This window comes from Desulfurobacterium sp. (genome assembly GCF_027028515.1).
GTDB lineage: Bacteria > Aquificota > Aquificia > Desulfurobacteriales > Desulfurobacteriaceae > Desulfurobacterium_A.
Window position 1 is genome coordinate 1 of record NZ_JALVIW010000091.1, and the last position, 2,696, is coordinate 2,696.

3 protein-coding genes are annotated in these 2,696 nt (G+C 38.4%); all 3 read left to right on the forward strand.

Features of this window, described 5'->3' with window-relative positions; all coding sequences use genetic code 11:
* Window positions 1-1,981, forward strand: a 1,981-nt coding sequence (locus MV676_RS07735) for a DUF655 domain-containing protein (RefSeq protein ID WP_297446483.1), incomplete at its 5' end; no start/stop codon positions are given.
* Entirely contained in the window at window positions 1,911-2,249 is a 339-nt protein-coding gene (locus MV676_RS07740; protein WP_297446484.1) for a hypothetical protein, read from the forward strand. The genes MV676_RS07735 and MV676_RS07740, both read left to right, overlap by 71 nt.
* A gap of 60 nt (window positions 2,250-2,309) precedes the next feature.
* Window positions 2,310-2,696, forward strand: a 387-nt coding sequence (locus tag MV676_RS07745) for a hypothetical protein (RefSeq protein WP_297446486.1), incomplete at its 3' end; no start/stop codon positions are given.

Here is a 2,696-nt window from a genome sequence, read left to right on the forward strand (position 1 = left end):
CGTCAAGACCCTCGATGAGGTATTTCAGGCACTTCCCGAACTTGAAAACATCTTAACCGAAGTAGAAAAGCAGGTTATCAGAAGAATTGAAGGACTTATAAAACAGGTCGGGGTTCACGCTGCCGGCGTCATAATTGCTCCGGATAAGCTGACAAAGTTTATACCCCTCTGTCTTGACAAGGATAAAAGGGTTACAAGTCAGTTTGATATGGGAATGGTTGAGTCGCTCGGCCTTTTAAAAATGGACTTTTTAGGACTTGATACACTTACAATTATAGACAATACGGTTAAAAGTGTTAAAAAGAACTACGGAGTTGAAATAGATATTTACAACCTACCGTTAAACGATAGAGAAACGTTTGCTACACTACAAAAAGGAGATACCACAGGAGTTTTCCAGCTTGAATCAGAAGGAATGAAAAATCTCTTGAGGAAGTTAAAACCTGAAAAGTTTGAAGAGCTGATAGCACTTGTTGCCCTTTACAGGCCGGGGCCTCTTTCTTCGGGAATGGTAGATTCTTACATAAAAAGAAAGCACGGTCTTGAGGAAATTGACTACATCTTTCCCGAGCTTGAACCTGTTTTAAAAGAAACCTACGGCCTTTTCATCTACCAGGAACAGATAATGCAGATAGCAAATATCCTTGCAGGGTATTCACTTGGAGAGGCCGACCTTTTAAGACGTGCAATGGGCAAAAAGAAGAAAGAAATTATGGAAGAACAGAGAAAAATCTTTATTGAAAGGGCTGTTAAAAACGGATATCCGAGAGAGAAGATAGAACACCTCTTTGATCAGATTGCCAAGTTTGCCGAATACGGATTTAACAAGTCTCACTCTACGGCCTACGCCTACCTTTCCTATGTTACGGCCTACCTGAAAACCCACTATCCCGTTGAATTCTATGCTTCAATAATGAGCGTTCAGTATTCAAAGAGGGATAAACTGCTCCGTGTTATAAAAGACGCAAAGGAACACGGCATTGAAATACTGCCACCCGATGTAAATGTAAGCGAAGAGGACTTTAAAGCTGTAAATGGAAAAATCTACTATTCCCTTTCGGGAATAAAGGGAATAGAAAAGGAAACAGCCGGCCTTATAGTGGAAGAAAGGAAGAAAAACGGTGAGTTTAAATCTTTTAACGACTTCAAAAACAGGTTTAAAGGTGTAAGGAGAATAAACAAGAAAGTCCTTGAAAAGCTAACAATGGCCGGAGCGTTTGATTCGTTAGAGGACAGGAAGAAACTAATTTCTCACCTTAAAGGAATAGAAGAATACCTGATTTCAGACAGGATAATAATGGAATACGAAAGAGAAACGTTAGGTCTTTACATTAAGCACAACCCACTCGATCAGGTCAAATGGTTTCCCTACGAAAACCCAGATCCCGAAACATTTGTAGCCGATAAAGAGGTAGAAATATTCGGAATCATAAGCAATTTAGAGGTAAAGGCCAAAAAAGATCAGAGCAAGTGGGCAAAAATGGAACTGCTGACCGATAGCTATTCTATTCAAGTAACCATAAGTGGATACGTGCTTGAAAAGTACTACCCCTACCTTGCCGAAGGAAACTTTATCAGCGTAAAAGGAATTGTTGCCATTTCAGAAGACGACAAGGAAAATAAAACCATAAAAGTTCGTGCAAGAGAAATAAAGCACATATCGGAAATGCTTAACATAACAGGATACTACGAACTTGATGCAAGAGGGAAAAACTTCCAGGAAAAAGTTTTTGCCCTATCCAGGCAGATAGAATATGATGATAATGGAATTCCTTTTATCGTAAAAGCTGAACTTGAAGATGCAGAAGTTCTTATGAAAATTAAGGAAAATATCTCATTAAATTCCCCTGTTTTTCAAAACGGAGCAGAATTTGCCATTATTAAACCTAAAAAACAAGAAGAGGTTGTAGGTGAAAAAAGCAGTAAGAATACTGAAGATTCTATTCTGGCTGGTATTGGTGATGACAACCTTTTCACCTAACCTATCTGCCGATACAGTAAGATACGGAAAACACAAAGGTTTTTTCAGGATAGTGATTGAATCAGACAGAGCGTTTATTCAGAAGTGGAAAAATAGGTATTTACTTATTGCTCCCAACAGGATAAAGGTAAAGTTCTTTGAACCTGTCAATTCTGAATCCGATATATTAATTTCCCGATTTACTCAAAAGGACATTTTGAGAATATTAATCCTTAAAAATCCACGAAGAATAGTTTTTGACCTTAAGAACAAATTTTTCACAAAGTAGTTGACAAACAGAAAGATTTTTGGCACAATTGTAGTAGAAATTAACTCCAAGGAGGGCAAAATGCTTGCAAAGAGAACGGCAGAAAGGGTGCTGAACACCTACACACCTGTTTTTATTGAAAGGATAGCAAATGGTGAGGGAGAAGGTGATATAACCAAAGTACTTCCCGAAGTATTCGACGCAGTAGAGGGAGAGTATTCAAGAGTGCTTAGTGATTTACTTGAAAGTGAAAGAAAGAAGTGGTTAGAATTTTTTAAGGAAAACCCGGTAGAGGGAAAAGTTAACATTGATCCCTTTATAGGACAAATTGCTTACCTTTCGGTAGAGGACTATTCAAAATTCTGGGACGATGTTAGAAATCTTATTCTCGGAAAAGAGAATGAAAACAGAGAATACGAATACGGTATCCTCTGTGGAGTTGCAGGAAACCTGCTGTTAACCCTTGGC